General features: G+C 43.0%; 1 protein-coding gene. It reads right to left on the bottom strand.

The genetic code is table 11. From position 1 onward, the window contains the following. Positions 1-223 (bottom strand): E domain-containing protein (locus CD113_RS12385; protein WP_169922564.1); only part of this gene is annotated, 223 nt, incomplete at both ends.

Genomic DNA, 223 nt, shown 5'->3' on the forward strand with positions numbered 1-223 from the left:
TCACCAGGGTTTAAGTTTGGATTGAATTCACGTTTTGTTTCAAACGGTACTTCTTCTGTTCTTGTTTCTGGTGTACCTGTTTTTGGTCCGTGTTTTGTGACATCGTCCACCGGTGGTGTTACGATTTCACCTGTTTCTGGGTTCTTAACGCCTGGCTTACCTGGATGTTCTTCTGTTGAATCTGTTGGTAAGTTTGGATCGAATTCATCTTTGTGACCTTGCG

It is taken from the genome of Staphylococcus simiae, assembly GCF_002902085.1.
GTDB classification, from domain to species: Bacteria; Bacillota; Bacilli; order Staphylococcales; family Staphylococcaceae; genus Staphylococcus; species Staphylococcus simiae.